Source organism: Pantoea allii, assembly GCF_046529425.1.
GTDB lineage: Bacteria > Pseudomonadota > Gammaproteobacteria > Enterobacterales > Enterobacteriaceae > Pantoea > Pantoea allii.
In genome coordinates, this window is the sequence record NZ_CP125958.1 from 2,889,549 (window position 1) to 2,906,542 (window position 16,994).

The 16,994-nt window shown below is 56.2% G+C and carries 14 protein-coding genes; 8 read left to right on the forward strand and 6 right to left on the reverse strand.

Going from position 1 to position 16,994, the window contains the following annotated elements; translation table 11 throughout:
* Window positions 1-24 precede the first annotated feature (24 nt).
* Together QNH99_RS13630 and QNH99_RS13635 are read right to left on the reverse strand one after the other, a co-directional pair.
* Window positions 25-2,571: a YbcC family protein gene (locus QNH99_RS13630; protein ID WP_410516814.1), complete on the reverse strand. Its 2,547-nt coding sequence runs from the start codon at window positions 2,569-2,571 to the stop codon at window positions 25-27.
* A 29-nt stretch (window positions 2,572-2,600) separates the two neighbouring features.
* On the reverse strand, window positions 2,601-4,163 hold the full coding sequence (locus QNH99_RS13635) for an NADH-quinone oxidoreductase subunit L (RefSeq protein WP_410516815.1): 1,563 nt from the start codon (window positions 4,161-4,163) through the stop codon (window positions 2,601-2,603).
* A 98-nt stretch (window positions 4,164-4,261) separates the two neighbouring features.
* Between QNH99_RS13635 and QNH99_RS13640 the strand changes: the two genes are divergently transcribed.
* The 7 genes from QNH99_RS13640 (at window position 4,262) to QNH99_RS13670 (ending at window position 11,682) form a co-directional block, all read left to right on the forward strand.
* Complete coding sequence (locus tag QNH99_RS13640) at window positions 4,262-5,164, forward strand: LysR substrate-binding domain-containing protein (RefSeq protein WP_410516816.1); 903 nt, start codon at window positions 4,262-4,264, stop codon at window positions 5,162-5,164.
* A 357-nt stretch (window positions 5,165-5,521) separates the two neighbouring features.
* On the forward strand, window positions 5,522-6,382 hold the full coding sequence (gene licT, locus QNH99_RS13645; RefSeq protein ID WP_256852514.1) for a BglG family transcription antiterminator LicT: 861 nt from the start codon (window positions 5,522-5,524) through the stop codon (window positions 6,380-6,382).
* A 109-nt stretch (window positions 6,383-6,491) separates the two neighbouring features.
* A complete protein-coding gene (locus QNH99_RS13650; RefSeq protein ID WP_410516817.1) occupies window positions 6,492-8,339 on the forward strand; it encodes a beta-glucoside-specific PTS transporter subunit IIABC in 1,848 nt (615 codons plus the stop codon).
* A 10-nt stretch (window positions 8,340-8,349) separates the two neighbouring features.
* On the forward strand, window positions 8,350-9,822 hold the full coding sequence (locus tag QNH99_RS13655; protein WP_410515487.1) for a glycoside hydrolase family 1 protein: 1,473 nt from the start codon (window positions 8,350-8,352) through the stop codon (window positions 9,820-9,822).
* Window positions 9,823-9,948: 126 nt separating this feature from the next.
* On the forward strand, window positions 9,949-10,905 hold the full coding sequence (locus tag QNH99_RS13660) for an alpha/beta hydrolase (protein WP_283356016.1): 957 nt from the start codon (window positions 9,949-9,951) through the stop codon (window positions 10,903-10,905).
* A gap of 73 nt (window positions 10,906-10,978) precedes the next feature.
* On the forward strand, window positions 10,979-11,302 hold the full coding sequence (locus tag QNH99_RS13665) for an ASCH domain-containing protein (protein WP_257469453.1): 324 nt from the start codon (window positions 10,979-10,981) through the stop codon (window positions 11,300-11,302).
* A gap of 26 nt (window positions 11,303-11,328) precedes the next feature.
* Window positions 11,329-11,682 carry a nuclear transport factor 2 family protein gene (locus QNH99_RS13670; RefSeq protein ID WP_283379490.1) on the forward strand — a complete coding sequence of 118 codons (354 nt, stop codon included), beginning with the start codon at window positions 11,329-11,331 and terminating at the stop codon, window positions 11,680-11,682.
* A gap of 93 nt (window positions 11,683-11,775) precedes the next feature.
* On the opposite strand, the gene QNH99_RS13675 is transcribed toward QNH99_RS13670, so the two are convergent.
* From QNH99_RS13675 to QNH99_RS13685, 3 genes are all read right to left on the reverse strand, one after another.
* Window positions 11,776-12,984, reverse strand: a complete 1,209-nt coding sequence (locus QNH99_RS13675) for an oxalate decarboxylase family bicupin (protein ID WP_063879164.1) — start codon at window positions 12,982-12,984, stop codon at window positions 11,776-11,778.
* A gap of 540 nt (window positions 12,985-13,524) precedes the next feature.
* Complete coding sequence (locus QNH99_RS13680) at window positions 13,525-13,719, reverse strand: hypothetical protein (RefSeq protein WP_063879163.1); 195 nt, start codon at window positions 13,717-13,719, stop codon at window positions 13,525-13,527.
* Between the two features lie 175 nt (window positions 13,720-13,894).
* Window positions 13,895-15,415, reverse strand: a complete 1,521-nt coding sequence (locus tag QNH99_RS13685) for an aldehyde dehydrogenase family protein (RefSeq protein WP_063879162.1) — start codon at window positions 15,413-15,415, stop codon at window positions 13,895-13,897.
* A gap of 235 nt (window positions 15,416-15,650) precedes the next feature.
* Here QNH99_RS13685 and QNH99_RS13690 point away from each other — a divergent pair, with 235 nt between their 5' ends.
* Complete coding sequence (locus QNH99_RS13690) at window positions 15,651-16,214, forward strand: class I SAM-dependent methyltransferase (RefSeq protein ID WP_063879161.1); 564 nt, start codon at window positions 15,651-15,653, stop codon at window positions 16,212-16,214.
* Here the strand turns inward: QNH99_RS13690 and QNH99_RS13695 are convergent.
* A complete protein-coding gene (locus QNH99_RS13695; RefSeq protein WP_410515490.1) occupies window positions 16,202-16,924 on the reverse strand; it encodes a glutamine amidotransferase in 723 nt (240 codons plus the stop codon). The genes QNH99_RS13690 and QNH99_RS13695 overlap by 13 nt on opposite strands.
* Window positions 16,925-16,994: the final 70 nt, after the last annotated feature.

Here is a 16,994-nt window from a genome sequence, read left to right on the forward strand (position 1 = left end):
CTACTGATCGGGAGGGATATGACGTCAGGCACTCTCCAGATGCACCGCGAGCCAGCGTCCGTGTTCATAGCGCAGCAAACCGGATGCCTCAAAGCGCCAGAGGTGAAGCCAGCCGTTATCCAGCAGTTGCCGGATGACCTCATGCTTTGCGATTACCGCTTCAATGGCAGTTTGCGGTGCATCGATGACCACAGTCAGACGCAGCGGCTCGTGCATCCAACGCTTGCCGTCATGGAGCGACTGCCGTGACAGACCGATGCGCAGATCGCCGCCGTTGCCCTCGAAGACGCCAATGCGTCCACCCACGACGTTATGCAACACCTTGTTGCCGCTGCCCAGCCTCTGCGGATCGCAAGTGGACGCGTGATACTGCCAGTTGATCCAGTGTGTGACCAGCATCGGGGCGGTCATCAGACCTTCCAGCAGGCTACCGTCAACATCCTGACTGGCATCGTAGTCATGCAGGAAGCTGCGTCCGCTCAGGACTACGCCACGGCTGCGCTGACGAGGCGCTATCAGAAAGGCGGCGTTGCCAGCAAGCCCCCATTCAGGCCGGGTTTGTGCACTGTCGTTAGCGCGACGACGTAACTGCCCCAGTAACTCATCTTTAGGCGCTCGCGGGTCCAGTTGAAGATCGGGCGCGCGGGCGCGGCGAACCTGGTCACAGGCTTGATTAAAAATGGGTTGCAACCACGCGCAGCGCGCACGCGCGCCTTGTGGCAACAGGTCGAGATCAAACCACTCGATTTCATCGGTGGTGGTATTGTGCAGCGCCGCCACAAAGGCCGTGGAACTCAGGACGTTCACCCCCTGCAATTTCAGCCCCTGGCGAACCGCTGGTTCGTTGAGCAACTGGGCCAGGCTGCGCGCATTCACTTCGCCGGTCTGACCACAGCATGCACCGCAGTCCAGTGCCGCTGCGTGGGCATTGTTGGCTGACTGACTGCCATGCCCAACGAGAAGCACTATCGGTGCCAGACGTTGTGTCAGTCCCATGGCATGGAGAATGCCTGCCGCCAGCTTAACTTTGGCCGCTGTATCCAGCCCAACCAGTTGAGGACGGCAGATCTCACGGTAGCGCGCGGGCAAGCCATCCAGGTCGTCCCGGGGACGTGCTTTTTTGCCTGGCAGTAACCTGTTCATCAGCTTGGCGGAGTAGCTCAACCCGGCCGCTTCCACAAAAGAGAAAGCGGCACCCGGCCAGTGGCTAATGGCATGCCACTGATCGGCCATGGCAAACCGGGTCTGACGCGATCTGCTGGCTGCGCTTTGCCGTGCGGTATCGGCTTCGCACTGCGTCGAATCAGCACAGACAATACGGTCGTTGACCTCTATGGAAGGCGCAAGTAAGCCAGGTAACTGGGGACGCCGGGCTTGCGTAGCCAGCGGCGTGTAGGCAACCGGAAGGCCGAAGAATCCTGCACAGCCGATAGTCTGCACGCCAGGACTGGCGGCCTCCAGGGCGCGGCGCAACGGTTCACTACGCACATCAATGCAGAAGGCGGCCTGGACGTCGACAGCCTGCGCGCCCACCTCCTGGCCCTTTATCGAAGTCAGCCGATGCGCCAACTCACGCTGATAGCCGGTTTCCAGAGCCAACTGCCAGACTTCGTCAACCAGCATGGCCTGTTCGGCCTCTTCCAGCACCTGAGGGGCTTGTGTCCAGGCGTGCTGAAGCGAGATAAATGCCTGCCGGGTAGCCGCATCATCTTTGCATTCTAAAAGGATCATGCCCCAGGCTAAACGAATAGCCAGCAACTCGCGCAGGTGCGTATCCTTGCCGCCCGCCAACTCAGCCTGCCAGCCCAGATAAGCGCACCAGGATGCCCACCCATTGACGGTAAGTAACACCGATTCCAGATAATCTGCCCACACCGTTTCAGGCAGGCCCAAACGCTCGATGACCCAGCGCCCGGCATCCATGGCGTTATCCGGCAACGTCTTGATAGCCTTGTGGATGTTCGGTAAGCCCATTAACAAACCAATACCATGGTCATGCTTCAGAGTATCTCGCCAGAAGGTGTACAACCCCTGGTGGCGATCGGGCTGCCAGCTCGCCTGATGTTCGTCGAAGTAAGCGGCGCAGGTCTGGCTAACCTGATGCGTGATCGCTTGCCGCCAGGATAACCTTTTGTGGCGATGGGGATCGTTGTCGAGCATATCGATGAGTAGCGGTAATTGTCCCTGCCGGGCGCTTGCGTGCAGCGCCTGGGTACACTGTTCAGCCGTCAGGCCAGCCGCTTGCGCCTCAGGTAGCTGACGCAGCGCATGGGTCAGATCGGCCATGCTAATGCGACCTTCGCGCCAGGCCAGGCTCTGCCGATCTCGCGGTGGGAAGACCTGAATACCGCCGAGCACCGCCATCCGGGCAGCCACCTTGCGCACCGGCATGCCGATACGCGACCAATGCGGATTGACCGCGATAGCACGATCCAGTGGCCATGCAGGTGCAATCGCATGGCAGGCCTGCTGGCAGGCTTGCTCGATCGCAACCTGCCGTGAATCTGCATTGGCTGCGGATTGCGCCAGGCTCGCCGAAACGGGTTTCTCTTTGTGGGTCAGTGTATCCATCAGGAAACTCTCCAGTTTAATGGTGTTATTCAGCGCGGCCTGTCGGCAACAGGTGCATCAGGGACATCAGGCTCTGCGGGCGTGGACGTTGCGGAAACCCCGTTCGCGGGCCATATGAGCAGCGTCAGACGGGTATAGGCTTCGTCCAGGTAAAAACCCGCGTAGCTCCACCGACGCCAGCGCGACAAGCGTTGTGGCTGCTTTTGCAGTAACACCTGACAAACATACAGTGCTGCCATACCTGCCAGCGCGATCAGGCCCAGACGATCATCAGGAGCGTCCTGCAAACCGAGCGGCAGCGTATGCAAAGCCAGGGCAACCATCGTCAGGCCGATAACCGTGAAGAGTCCGAAGAGAGATTGCAGCGTTCGTGTCGAGCCGTCTTGCGCGTCAGGCAACCACAGCAAGGGTGCCCACGCCATGCCCAGCACAACACTCCACCACCAGGGCCAGGCGGCAAGACCTGCCAGCGTCAGCACCAGAAATACCGCTGAAATCGTTAATACCGGGGCAAGAAGCACGCTCACCGTGCCGGGCAAGGAAACCCGGTGTAGCGCCAGCTGGCGAGTGTGTCTTACGCCCTCTGACGCGGACAGAAAAGCATGTGCTTTGTAGAGCGAATGACCAATGAGATGCAGAGCCGCCAGGGTAGTCAGGCCAAGTGCGCACTCAAGCAGCATGAAGCCCATTTGCGCGACGGTAGACCAGGCCAGGCGTACTTTTATGCTGATGCGCGTCAACATGACCATGCCTGCCAGCACCGCGGTCGTCAGCCCAAAAACCAGTAACAAGACTCGCGCAGCACTGGCCTGTTCTACCATCGGTGCGAAGCGAATCAGCACAAAGCCACCAAGATTGACGACGCCGGCATGCAGCAGCGCAGATACCGGCGTTGGGGCTTCCATCACCTGTATCAGCCAGCCATGCACGGGCAGTAAGGCTGTGCGGAGAATGACCGCCATCACCAGTAATACGGCGCTCGCCTGCAAGGACACAGACGCACCCTGCTGGGCGATGTGCATCCACAGGGCTGACAGCGAGAAACTGCCGACATCCCACCAGGCCAGCGCGGAAGCGCCGAGCAACATCACGTCAGCCATCCGATCGGCAATGTACTTTTTGTGTGCCGCAAACAGGGCAAAGGGGCGATCCGGGTAAAAGCAAAGCAGGTGCTGCAGCGCTATGCCTACAGCGGCCCAGGCCGCGATGAGCAGCAGCCAGTTATCGGCCAGCAAGAGCAGATGGACACTGCCCAGAACAGCGGTCAGTGCACCCATGTAGCGTTGCTGGTTCGCTTCCCCTTCAAGATAACGCGCAGAAAACGACGCGATGACGTTGCCGAGCAGCTGCACCAGCAAAGCCAACACCAGGCCAAACGTCGTGGCTTTGACTATGCCGGGCCATTGCACGACACGGATGTCCGCAGTAAGAGACAGTCCGGTGAAGACAATAGTGCCATACGACAGAATCTGCAAAACACGCCAAAGTGTCGGTGTAGGCAGCCCGCCCCACCGCGTCAGTGCCGTTAACCCGAACATTAAAATTGCCGGTGCTAAAAAACAAACCAGGTAAAAAGCTTCAAGGATATTCATCGCATAGCCCTTATGAATGTGACTGAGGGTATGTTCCTTGACGCAAACTATTCTGTAAAATATATTTATTTGAATAAATCAATACTTAAAAACGAACGATGAATCTTAACCAGCTAAATTTCCATCACCTTTTTTATTTTTGGCGCGTCGCCAAACTCGGGCACCTGACGCGGGCTGCCGAAGAGTTGGCGACCTCTCAATCGGCCGTTTCGGTGCAAATCCGACAGCTTGAGGAACGGCTTGGCGAAAGTTTATTAATCCGCAAAGGCCGCCGCCTGATCCTCACGGACACAGGTCAGCTGGTCATGGCCTATGCCGACAATATTTTTGGACTTAGCCAGGAGATGCTGGGACGCTTAAAAGGCCGTTCAGCCGGTGTCACACGGTTACGTGTGGGCAGCATGGCAACCCTGTCGCGCAATTATCAGGAAAACTGGATTCGGCCTGCACTTACCGACCCTACTGTCGTGCTGACACTGGAGTCCGGATTGCTGGAAGGCCTGCTGGTCAGGTTGATGCAACATCAGCTCGATGTGGTGCTGGCCAATGAGACCGTTCCCGTGGACCCCGATCGTCCTTTGCACTTCGTGTATCTGGGCAGTCAGTCCATCTCTTTAGTCGGCCCGGCGAGCAAATGGGCATCGCGCCGTCTGCGCATCCCGGAAGATCTGGATAACGTGGAAATTGCCTTGCCCGGCCCACGTCATGCCTTGCGCGCGCAGTTTGATGTGCTGTGTTCTGCGGCGGGCGTAACGCCCAGAGTTCGCGCTGAAGTGGACGACATGGCTATGTTGCGTCTGATCGCTCGCGACAGCGGCTGGCTCACCGTATTGCCCGAGGTCGTGGTTCAGGATGAACTGCGTACCGGCATTCTTGTCACCGTAGGCCAATCGGCGGAGTTGCAGGAGCGCTTCTACGCCATTACCACGCCACACCGGCACCGTATCGACGTGCTGGAGCAACTCCTGACGGGGGCGCAAAAACGCCAGGCAGAAGGCTAAGCATCGTGCCCATTGCCTGACAACGTGCAGTTGACAGGCAATGGGCACGATGATCTCGCCCTTGTTTAGCGTGTTTCTCTGCCGGAAGCGGTCCGCTTCGTGAAAAGAAAGTGATTTCATTTGGGATCACCTCATTGCGTAACAGCTTGCTGTAATGCTTTTCGCAAAGCGGATCACAAATCGGCGCGTCAGATAACCCACTGCACAATTTAATATTGAATCTCCATTTTCACAGTGCCAGGATAAATCGGCATCACGCTTGTTACCGATTATCGGGCAAAACCTGAATGCAGGCTGGGGGAAATTCCCTTCACCGCTGTATTTATGTTTTGCCCGATTTTGTTTCAGGAGTGAGCGATGCTGGTCAGACAAATACTGAATAATAATGTGGTCAGTGCGATTGATGATAACGGCCTTGAAGTTATTTTGACCGGACGCGGTCTGGGATTTAATACGCACAACGGTGCCAGTATTCATCCTCACGAGGCAGAAAAAATATTTCGTCTGGAAGATTCATCGATCTCTGCACGCTTTAAAGATCTGGTCAGTGAAGTGCCTATCGATATTCTCCAGCTCACCGCCGATATTGTCAGCCTGGCGCGCGAACAGCTGAATCATAAATTAAGTGAAGGGCTGTATGTTACGCTGGCCGACCATCTTCATTTTGCCCTGGAACGTCATAAAAATAACGCGCTGCTCGCGAATCCACTGGAGTGGGAAGTGCGCCACTTCTACACCGCTGAGTATGCGATTGGCCGTCAGGCGCTGGGCATGGTGGTCGCCCGCACCGGCATGCTGTTACCGGACAGTGAAGCCTGTAGCATTGCACTGCATATCGTTAACGCCGGGCTTAACGACACGCTGGGAAAAACTGCAAAAATTACCCAACTCCTTTATCAGCTGCAACAAATCGTAAAATACTTTTTTACCCTTCATACAGATGAACACAGCCTGAATTACCAGCGTTTTATTACGCATCTGAAGTTTTTTGCCCAGCGGGTCATCGATGGCGAGGTGTTAAATAATAACGATGACGAATTTTTTGCGCTGGCGCAGCAGCGTTACGCGCGCACCCTTAAATGCGTTGACGCCATTAATGAGTTTGTTAAAAAACATTATCACCACAGCATGAGCAACTCTGAAAAACTCTATTTGACAGTGCACATCGAAAATATTGTGCAGCGCAGCGCGCCCGAGGTTTTACCCCCTAAAACGTAATGAAAACCGGCTTGTGACTGTTCAATCAGGCAAACCCCAGAAGCCTACCCACCCGGTTAACCCCGGTCATTGTGGATGACGTCATATTGACTTCAGTCTGGAGGGATTTATGAATTATCAGGACACCGCACAGCAAATCATTACACTGATTGGCGGGAAAGATAACGTACTGTCTTTATTTCACTGCATTACCCGCCTACGTTTTTTACTTAAAGATAACAGCCTGGCCAACCGTCAGGCGCTTGAAGCGCTGGATGGCGTGATGGGCGTTAACCTTTCTGGCGATCAGTTTCAGCTAATCATTGGCAATGAGGTTGACCCCTTGTGCAAGGCACTGCTGAGCCAGTTGCCGTTACAGGACACCCCGCAGCGCGCCCCGTCGCGCAGCCATCCCGTCTCGGCGCTGCTGGAGGGATTATCCAGCATCTTTTCGCCCATTATTCCCGCCATTGCCGGTGCCGGTATCCTCAAGGGGATACTGGCGCTGTTGGTGGCGTTTCACTGGCTTGAAGCGCATAACCAGAGCTATCAGGTGCTGTTAGCCATCAGCGACGGCGTGTTTTATTTCCTGCCGCTGGCGCTGGCGTTCAGTGCGGCAAGGCGGTTTGGTGCCAATCCTTACGTCGCCGTGGCGCTGGCGGCCGCGCTCTTTCACCCTGCCCTGCAAACCCTGTTCAACGCCGGTGAGCCGATCCACTTTCTGGGATTACCCGTGCCCGCGGTGAATTATGCCTCGACGGTAATTCCGGTGCTGCTGTCGATATGGCTGCTGAGCTACGTGGAACGCCTGATCGACAGCCTGATGCCCGCGGCACTGAAAACCATGTTTGTTCCGCTCCTGAGCCTGCTGATTGTCACACCCATTACGCTTATCGCCATCGGCCCGTTGGGGATCTTTGCCGGTAACGCGCTGACCGGCGGCATTATCTGGCTGGTCGAAAACATGGGGATTGTCGCCGGCATTGTGGTGGGCGGGACATTATCGCTGATTATTATTACCGGTATGCACTATGTGCTGGTGCCCGTGATGATCCACAACATCAGCCAACTGGGTTTCGACCCGTTTAAAATCCTGTTTTATGTTGCCAATCTTGGTCAGGCAGGTGCGGCATTCGGCGTATTCCTGCGGGCCAGAGATAAAAAGCTTAAGTCACTGGCGCTCACCACCAGCTTTAGCGCCGCAATGGGCATTACCGAACCCGCGATGTACGGTATCAATATTCGTTACAAACGACCGTTTGCCGCCGCCCTGCTCGGCGGGGCCTGCGGCGGCGCATTTGCGATGGCAATGGGTGTAAAAACCTATGCGTTTGCGCTCAGTGGACTGCCCGGCATTCCCGCGCTGGTCGGCCCGACCTTTATCTATGCCCTGCTCAGTCTGGCAATCGCCTTTGGCAGCGCCGCCCTGCTCACCGTGCTGCTGGGTTTTGATGAGTCGACCCCGCAGTCCGCCGCCGATGTGGCGTCCGCACCCGGTCTTCATCGTCACGATCCCGAAAAGCTCTTTGCGCCCGTGAGTGGTGAGATTACGCCGCTGAGTGCGCTGGCCGATCCGGTTTTTGCCGACGAGATTTTTGGTAAAGGACTGGCTATCTACCCGACGAGTGGCGAACTGCGTTCTCCGGTGGACGGCCGAGTCGAGTCGCTGTTTGAAACCCACCATGCGCTGGGGCTGAAGAGTGACACCGGTGCGGAAATCCTGATCCACATTGGCATCGACACCGTCAAACTCGGCGGCCGCCACTTCACCAGCCATATTCAGCCCGGGCAGTTTATCGGCACGGGCGATCTGTTAGTCACGTTCGATCTGGCCGCGCTTCAGGTCGAAGGCATCGACCCGAGCGTAATTGTGATTGTGACTAACAGCGAGCGCTATGGCGCTATCCACCCGGTCAAAGCCACCGGGAACATCGCCTGTCGCGATGCCTTTCTGACACTCACCGCCGCAGCGGTTTAAGGAGCAAAATATGACGTATCCAACAGCCTTTCCTGAGGGATTTTTGTGGGGCGGAGCAACCGCCGCGAATCAGCTTGAAGGTGCCTGGGATGTCGGTGGCAAAGGATTATCGGTTTCCGATGTGTATACTTTTGACACGGCTACCCCGCAATCACAATGGCTGGATCAGTGGCTCAGCATGACGCATGATCAGGTCGCAGAAGCCCAGAACCCAGACAGTAAAAAGTATTATCCCAAGCGCAAAGGCAACGGCTTTTACACCCATTTCAAAGAGGATATCGCGCTGTTCGCCGGTATGGGATTTAAATGCTTTCGTATGTCGATTGCCTGGACGCGCATCTTTCCGCGCGGCGATGAGGCGGAACCCAACGAGGCGGGCCTGCAGTTTTATGATGAGGTACTGGATGCCCTGCTCGCACAGGGTATTGAACCCATTGTCTCGCTGTCGCATTACGAGATGCCGCTGGCGCTGGTGACAGACTACGGTGGCTGGCCAAACCGCCAACTGGTGGACTTTTACGTCCGCTTTGCCACCACGGTATTCACCCGCTATCGCAAAAAAGTGAAGTACTGGATGACCTTTAACGAGATCAACTGCGTGAAGCACCATCCGTATGTGAGCGTGGGCGTGATTGAAGAAGGTCATCCTCACCTGGAGCAAGATAAATATCAGGGCGCGCACCATCAGTTTGTCGCCAGCGCGCTGGCCACCAAAGCGTGCCACGCGATTATCCCCGGTTCTCAGGTGGGTTGTATGATCAGCTATCAAATCCTCTATCCGCACACCTGCCATCCGGATGACGTACAGGCCTGTGAAGAGATGCAGCGCGTGTCGTTATTTTTTAGCGATGTGCAGGCGCGCGGTTATTATCCGGCTTATGCCGACAGAATGCTGGCGGAGAAAGGCGTACAGCTCATTAAGGCCGTGGGTGACGATGAGATCCTGCGGCAACATCCGGTGGACTTTGTTTCCTTCAGCTATTACATGTCCAGCACCGTCAGCGCCCAGCCGGAAAAACTGACCGGCGCGCAGGGCAACCTGATTACCGGCGGGATTCGTAACCCGCATCTGGCGACCAGTGAATGGGGTTGGCAAATCGATCCCAAAGGCCTGCGGCTGGCCCTGAATCAGCTTTATGACCGCTATCAAAAGCCGCTCTTCATCGCCGAAAACGGTCTGGGTGCGGTGGATACCGTTAAGGCCGATGGCAGCATTGATGATGATTACCGTATCGACTACCTGCGCCAGCATGTGGCACAGATGAAAGAAGCGATTGCCGACGGCGTTGCACTGTTTGGCTATACCTGGTGGGGGCCGATCGACGTCGTCAGTGCCGGCACCGGGCAGATGTCCAAACGCTATGGTTTTATTTACGTGGATCAGGATGATATGGGCAACGGCACCCAGACGCGTTCATTGAAAAAGAGCTATCACTGGTATAAAAAGTTGATTGCCTCTAACGGTGAAGACACCGGCTGCTGATCCGGTTTATCGCCATGATCATGACCTGCAGGCAGGCGCTGTCGGCAGGTCATGTTATTTCAGCCTCTGCCATGCTGATGCGGCAGACAGACTGACTGCCATCTGAACCCCAAGGAGAAGGTTGATTTGAACACCCTGCATCTGGTCGATCCCGAACTGCTGCCCGCCCTGGCAAACAGCGCGCCGCTTGAGCTTACCCCGGAAACCATTATGGCGCTGCGCCGCGAACGCCAGGACGCCGCCGTAAAACAGGTTCAGACCTACCGTGACGGCGGACTGTACATTGAAGAACACAGCATCGATTCCCCCGACCATCCACCCGTCAGAGTCTGTGTGATTACCCCGGTCAGCACGACCCCAAGGCGAATGGGCATTTTGCATATTCATGGCGGCGGTCATCTGTTTGGCAGCCCGGAACAATCCCTTTCACTGACCAGCGTAACGGCGCTGCGCCACAACTGCGTCGTGGTCTCAGTGGACTATCGCCTGTCACCGGAAACGGTTTTTCCCGGTTCGCTGGAGGACTGCTATGTGGTGCTGAACTGGATGGTGCGTCAGGCCGACATGCTGGGCATCGATCAGGCACACATTGGTTTAATGGGCGACAGCGCCGGTGCCGGATTGGCCGCCTCGCTGGCGCTGCTGGCAAGGGATCGCGATGGCCCAAAACTGGCCTTCCAGAATCTGATGTTCCCGATGCTGGATGACCGCACGGTGACGGAAACGCATCCCAATCCCGTGACCGGCGAGTTTGCCTGGACGCGCGAATATAATCGTATTGGCTGGACCGCACTGCTGGGCGAGGAACCCGGCAGCGAAACGATCTCGCCTTATGCCGCACCGGCACGCGCCAGCAACCTCGCCGGGCTTCCGCCCGTCTGGATAGGTGTAGGAACGCTGGACCTGTTTCTGGATGAGAACCTCGACTACGCACAACGGCTGATCCGTGCCGGTGTCGCCGTGGAGCTGCACGTCTGGCCCGGTGCCTTTCATGGCTTTCATGCCAGCGACACGGCGGCAGTGTCGCGACAGGCCAGGGAACTGCGCCAGCGCTGGCTGTCGCGCTTTAATCCCTGCCCATGACGCCAGAATCAGCCCGGTCTGGCAATTGGCCTGCCAGAATTTACGGCTACCGTTAACTCACCCGGAGTCATCCATGCAAACGCTGCACATCGTACCCCGCCTGATGAAAGCGCTGCGGGCGGGGGAAAAACGCCATACGATACGCTGGCAGGAAGCCAAAATTACTCCAGGACCGCTGCGCTATATCAGCAGCGAAGACCCGGAATCCGTCGTCATCGTTAACGTTGAACGCGTGGTCACTCTGCCGCTGTCCTCCGTGGCGCAGTATCTGGGTAAAGACGATGAGTGGCCCGATGCGGTGCTGTTAGCAGGAATGCAGGCGCATTATCCGGCGATTCAGCTCGGGTCAGAGGTTGAAGTTATCCATCACTCAGCGCCGCTTGAGGATGAAACCTGACGACGCTGTTTTCACCGGAGAACGTCATGTTAGATGTGCTTAAACAGCTGGAATGCAGCCTGCATCATGAAAAGCGCCACGATTTAGCGTGGCTTGAACAGACACTGCATCCTGAATTTAAAGAGATCACCCTTTCAGGCACGCTGCTGAACCGTGAGCAAATCATCGCGGCGCTCATGAATGAAGAGAGCGCGCAGGCCATTATCAGCAGCGACTTTCAACTGATGGAGGTCGGAACCCAGCATGCCATTTTGCTTTACCGCACCTCACAGCCGGACGGCAGCCGTGCCGCATTACGTTCGTCCCACTGGGTGTTATCCGCAACGCATGGCTGGCAGATGATTTTTCATCAGGGCAGCACGGCAGCGGCCGGGTCATAATTTGGAGTTTGGGAAAAAAGCGTGGGCTGTCCACGCAGCCGTAAAACAGACCCACAACCTGTGGCAATCATGGCCGACAGGCAGCCATGCGCGTTATTTCACCACAGGATTTTTCTGCAGCGACAGCGCATCCATAAATGCGTCATCTAACTGGAGATGCGCTTTTACCAGCTCACGCGGCGTACCGGCCAACCACTGATTGAGTGAGATATCGGCGTAATAGTCACTTTTGAATAACTCCAGGAAACGCAGCGGCCCCTTGCCGGTGTTTTCAACATAGTGGCCCATGGCGAAGGGCACATAGCCGACATCCCCTGCCCGATAATCAAATGTTCTTGCCTGACCCGATGAGGCAAAAACGCCCATGCGTCCTTCCCCTTCCAGGTAGTATTGCCATTCATCGTTATTCGGGTGCCAGTGCAACTCGCGTAATCCGCCGGGGGCGATTTCAACCAGGGCTGCCGCGATAGTTTTGGACACCTTAAAGGTTGAGGAGTCGGTGATTCTGACCGTGCCGCCTGGTGCCTTTATGGGTTCCTGTGCCAGCATGTGGTGGGTAAAGGTGCGTTTGGCTTTGGTTGCGCCTTTCACCGCCACTGACTCCAGGCTGCCGGGCACCTTCGCGGCAAAAATATATTCATCCGCTGGCGAAGGCAGGTGGTCGAAGGTAGATACCGGGACGTTGAAGTTTTTCGCCAGAATGTCCGGCGGGATATGTTTGAACCAGTCGGATAACAGAAACGTGCTGTCCTCATCAAATCCGCCATCGTCGAAGGCCAGCAGAAATTCGCATCCATCAGGCCCGATGCCCTGAATTGAGTGCGGGATGCCCGGCGGGAAATACCATAAGTCTCCCGGGCCAATATCATCGATAAACCAACTGCCATCAGTATCAAACGCGGTGACGCGGGCGTTGCCGTAGGTCATGTAGGCCCATTCGCCCTCTTTATGCCAGTGTAATTCGCGGATGCCGCCGGCATTCAGGCGCATGTCCACACCGGCAATGGTGGTCGAAATGGCTAATTCACGTTTGGTGACCTGGCGCGTCCATCCGCCGCTGCTTTTGCGCACGTGCGCATCACTGAATGAAAAACGCAGGTTCGGTAACGTCCCGCTGTCGGTCGAAGGTGGATTAACAATATCCGGATTTTCTGCTTCGCGGATAGGATCGTGCGGCCCGGGATCGCGACCACCGGTCGGAAAGGACTGAATGCTGTCATGCGCATGAACCTGTCCAGCCGCCAGCGCCACCGTCCCGCCTGCGGCAAACGCCATAAAACTTCTTCGGGTTAATTTACTCATTAATAAAATACCTCATTCCTTGCTGATAAAATCGCCGACATGCGCTGTCATAAGGAATGTATAGCGGGCTAAGTTAAATTTTTTTAATGGTATATGTAAATTTTGATGACATCCGCGCGCCCAATCTGGCGCAAAAATTATCAACCGGTGCTAACTCTTTTCAGCTGGTTGATGAAAGGTTAACTTTTCTTATCGATATCAGCCCGCAACTGGCACAAAAGGGTAATTTTCGCGCGTAATGTCAATATCGACGCCGATCATACTTCGTTACAGGCCCGCTCCGTTTTCGCCGCGCTTGCGGGCTGATTGATGGCATGGCGCAGTGCCGCAGGAAAGTATTAACCCGGTCAGGCTGACAACCGCGCACGGGAATGATTGGGGAATATTCAGGCAAGCGTCAACATCGCCGGGGTGCGGGCTAATGCATGACCGGGAAGAGGTGAAAGCCGGGAATCATACGGCGGGATTGCTGGGCTACGCAGAGGCGCTGTGCGTCCGGCCAGGCCGTATCTGCGCCAGCCAGACGACAGGGACAGGCTGTCAGAACAGGACATCCTGACGCGGCGATGAGGCTGCGGACTGCGGCGCGCGGGCTGAGAATGCTGCACCTTCAGCCTGCTGCGGACAAATCGGGTAAGCGCGGTGGCGCTCTGGCAAATTCACAATAATGATGCTGTCTTCAGGTCCATCAAGCACATCATCCATCAGGCTCAAATATTCATAAGGATTTTGCATAAATCGTCTCTGTTCCGTTATCCATAGTGAAGCAGGTCATACAGCAAACACAGGCACGATATAATCATTGCCAGGGATCGATAATAGCTGCTGAGCACCATGTCACAAGCAGATTACGCTTATATGACAGCCAACAGGCGAAAACAGCGGCGTGCGCCAGGCACGCCGCCCCCGGTCAGAAGAAGCCCAGCGGCTGAATGCTGTAGCTCACCAACAGGTTTTTGGTCTGCTGATAGTGATCGAGCATCATCTTATGTGTCTCGCGCCCAATGCCTGATTTTTTATAGCCTCCAAAGGCGGCATGAGCGGGATAAAGGTGATAGCAGTTGGTCCAGACGCGACCGGCTTTAATCGCCCGTCCGACGCGATAGGCCCGGTTGATATCACGTGTCCAGACACCCGCGCCCAGGCCATAGATGGAGTCGTTAGCAATGGCGATGGCCTCCGCTTCATCCTTAAAGGTGGTAATGCCCACCACCGGACCAAAGATCTCTTCCTGAAACACCCGCATGCTGTTGTTGCCTTTCAGCAGCGTGGGCTGGATGTAGTAACCGCTGGCAAGCGAGTCATCGAGCTTCTCAACGCCCCCGCCGATCAGCACCTCGGCACCTTCCTGACGGGCGATTTCCAGATAAGAGAGGATTTTATCGAACTGCTGCTGAGAGGCCTGCGCGCCCACCATCGTCTCCGTATCCATGGGATCGCCGCGCTTGATGGTTTTGATACGTTTGAGCACCGCTGCCATAAAGGGTTCGTAAATCGACTCCTGCACCAGCGCCCGTGATGGACAGGTACAGACTTCGCCCTGATTGAGGAAGCCGAGCACAACGCCTTCCGCCGCTTTCTCAATAAAGCTCTCTTCGGCCTGCATAATGTCTTCGAAGAAGATGTTTGGCGATTTACCGCCCAGCTCAACGGTAGACGGAATTAAGCTTTTCGCGGCCAGTTCCAGGATATGGCCGCCCGTGGCCGTCGATCCGGTAAAGGCCACTTTGGCAATGCCCGGATGTGAGGCCAGCGCCTCACCGGCTTCTTTACCATAACCGTGAACCACGTTAAGCACGCCCGGAGGAAGCAGATCTTTGATCAGGTCAACAAACAGGGTGATCGACAGCGGCGTCTGCTCTGCGGGCTTAAGCACTACGCAGTTGCCTGCCCCCAGTGCCGGTGCCAGCTTCCACGCCGCCATCAGCAGCGGAAAGTTCCACGGGATGATTTGCGCTACCACGCCCAGTGGCTCATGGAAGTGATAGGCGGCGGTAAATTCGTCGATCTCTGCAGCGCTGCCCTCCTGCGCTCTGACGCAACCGGCAAAATAGCGGAAGTGATCCACCGCCAGCGGCATATCAGCGGCCAGGGTTTCCCGCACCGGTTTACCGTTGTCCCAGGTTTCATTCACCGCCATATATTCCAGCTTCTCTTCCAGCCGGTCGGCAATCCTGAGCAGCACCAGCGCGCGCTGCTGAGGCGAGGTTTTCCCCCATGCGTCCGCCGCAGCCGCCGCAGCGGCGACCGCGTTATCGACATCGGCCTTGTCTGAGCGGGGAAAGGCGCCGGCGTCAGAGCCATTTACCGGCGAGGTATTGCTGAAGTAGTTGCCATTGACCGGCGCAACGAACTCACCGTTGATGAAATTGCCATAGTGCTTTTGCAACGTGATGAGAGAACCGGGTTCTCCTGGCGCGGCATAACGCATGTTGAATCTCCTTACGCAGTAGGATGTGAAACAACTTTGAAACCTATTGTTAACATATTAGATCAGCGTCAGCCTGACAGGTTTGTTATCCCTAAACTGTGACCGCGACGAAGGAAAAGCCGCGATGGGTGCACTACAGATAATTCCGACTTTTTGCCGCTTCGCCAGTTAACTGGAAACTTTTGAGCACGATGGGGTCAATATGGGGATATGTTCACTCTGGAGGTAAGTAAGCATGTTAGCTTCGGCTTTCACCTTAATGCGCGCTAAAGCAGATTTCGTCCACCAGTTCATCCGTAATCCGCGCAAAATGGGCAGCATTACTCCTTCCTCTGATGCGCTGTGCCGCACCATGGTTGAATCGGTGGAATGGAACAGTCAGTTGCGGATTGCCGAGCTGGGTGCGGGAGACGGTGTGTTAACGCGTCGCCTGCTGGCTCAGATGGCCCCGAACGCGACGCTGGATGTGTTTGAAATCAGCAGCACGCTGGCGCAAAAGCTGAGCGCGCTGGATGACGCGCGAATGACGGTGCGCACCTGTTCAGCGGAGTACCTCAACGGCAGCTATGACGCCATCTTTTCTGGCCTGCCGCTGTTGTCGTTGTCGCCGGAACTGCGCGATGCCATTCTGCAGGCGGTTTATCACGCCCTGGGACCCAACGGCGTCTTTGTGCAGTTCCAGTACACCTCACTGACCCAGCCCGATCTGTCACGTTACTTTACCTGGGAACGCCGACGGGTATTAAAAAACGTCCCGCCAGCCTGGGTTTATCGCTGTACCCGCCACTATGCGCCCTGAGCGCTGTTAACCGCCGGGCGCGTTTGCAACCAGAAATGGTATAAGACGCTGCGCGCCCAGTCCGCCCCCTGCAGTTCTTCCCCGTCGCGCTCACAGGCTTCCGGCAGGCACGCTTCCATAATGCGGCGGTCAAACTCCGGATGAAACTGCACCGACAGCGCACAGGATGAATAGCGCAATATCTGGCAGCCATCCTTTTCCGATACTGCCAGTACTTTGGCGTGAGCTGGCGGCGTAATCACCGACTGACGATGTGAAAGCCAGGCCTCAAAAGTATCTGGTAAGGTGGCCAGCAGAGGATCGTGGCGGGCCTGCGTCGTCGTGGTTAACCTAATCAGCCCGCGCTCCCAGTCATTGGGGTTATCGTCCACCTTTCCCCCTAATGCATAAGCCATAAGCTGGTGTCCGTAGCAGACGCCAAGCAGCGGTAAACGCGCCTCCATTGCCGCCCGAATCCAGGCCGCCGTGCGTTCACTCCAGTCCGCATGATCGGTCACCATCGCCCACGAACCGCTCAACACCGCACCCGAGATTTCAGTAAACTGCGGCAGCGTTTCGCCCAGATGGGGACGGACAATAAGGTAATCGTCGGGTTGTAAATTCAGCGCCTCGATAAACCATACCGGTTGTTCACCGATTTTCTCGACCACGTTGGCGGGAGGAACATCTAACTGGATAAGGGCAAGGGGCAATACAGGCGTGGAAATCATACCGAATCGAATCCTCAAAAGGGTTGGCGTTTCGGAAGATCAGTCTGACAGTAACGATTGTAAAAGTCTT

Coding starts and splice junctions, on each gene's coding strand:
- QNH99_RS13630 (WP_410516814.1), bottom strand. CDS start 2,571: ATGGATACACTGACCCACAAAGAGAAACCCGTTTCGGCGAGCCTGGCG.
- QNH99_RS13635 (WP_410516815.1), bottom strand. CDS start 4,163: ATGAATATCCTTGAAGCTTTTTACCTGGTTTGTTTTTTAGCACCGGCA.
- QNH99_RS13640 (WP_410516816.1), top strand. CDS start 4,262: ATGAATCTTAACCAGCTAAATTTCCATCACCTTTTTTATTTTTGGCGC.
- licT (WP_256852514.1), top strand. CDS start 5,522: ATGCTGGTCAGACAAATACTGAATAATAATGTGGTCAGTGCGATTGAT.
- QNH99_RS13650 (WP_410516817.1), top strand. CDS start 6,492: ATGAATTATCAGGACACCGCACAGCAAATCATTACACTGATTGGCGGG.
- QNH99_RS13655 (WP_410515487.1), top strand. CDS start 8,350: ATGACGTATCCAACAGCCTTTCCTGAGGGATTTTTGTGGGGCGGAGCA.
- QNH99_RS13665 (WP_257469453.1), top strand. CDS start 10,979: ATGCAAACGCTGCACATCGTACCCCGCCTGATGAAAGCGCTGCGGGCG.
- QNH99_RS13670 (WP_283379490.1), top strand. CDS start 11,329: ATGTTAGATGTGCTTAAACAGCTGGAATGCAGCCTGCATCATGAAAAG.
- QNH99_RS13675 (WP_063879164.1), bottom strand. CDS start 12,984: ATGAGTAAATTAACCCGAAGAAGTTTTATGGCGTTTGCCGCAGGCGGG.
- QNH99_RS13680 (WP_063879163.1), bottom strand. CDS start 13,719: ATGCAAAATCCTTATGAATATTTGAGCCTGATGGATGATGTGCTTGAT.
- QNH99_RS13685 (WP_063879162.1), bottom strand. CDS start 15,415: ATGCGTTATGCCGCGCCAGGAGAACCCGGTTCTCTCATCACGTTGCAA.
- QNH99_RS13690 (WP_063879161.1), top strand. CDS start 15,651: ATGTTAGCTTCGGCTTTCACCTTAATGCGCGCTAAAGCAGATTTCGTC.
- QNH99_RS13695 (WP_410515490.1), bottom strand. CDS start 16,924: ATGATTTCCACGCCTGTATTGCCCCTTGCCCTTATCCAGTTAGATGTT.